At 65.6% G+C, this 253-nt stretch carries 1 protein-coding gene; it reads left to right on the top strand.

Annotation, left to right across the window (positions count from 1 at the left end; all coding sequences use genetic code 11):
• On the top strand, positions 1 to 253 hold a 253-nt coding region (locus SB724_RS21095), incomplete at both ends, for an ATP-binding cassette domain-containing protein (RefSeq protein ID WP_410572942.1).

The following is a 253-nucleotide window of genomic DNA, read 5'->3' as shown; positions in this document are numbered from 1 at the left end:
CACCAGGTTTCAACAGCGGCGTCGGCCGCGACGATCGCTCGCGACGTTGAGCACACGGAGCGGTCGACCACGTTGCCGCCGGACACTGCATCGCGTGTTGCGCGGGCGGTGACGTTACAGCAGGTCAGTTTCCGCTATCCGGACGGCCGTGCAGGTCTGCACGATCTGAACATCGAATTCGCTGCGGGTGAGACGACCGCTGTCATCGGCCCTAGCGGCGCGGGCAAGAGCACGCTGCTGCAACTCGTGCTGG

Origin of the sequence: Bacillus sp. SIMBA_031, from assembly GCF_046535225.1 — a bacterium.
In the GTDB taxonomy this organism is placed as follows: Bacteria; Bacillota; Bacilli; order Bacillales; family Bacillaceae; genus Bacillus; species Bacillus velezensis.
The sequence above is the reverse complement of the archived record's forward strand: the minus strand, read 5'-3'. Positions and strand labels throughout refer to the sequence as shown.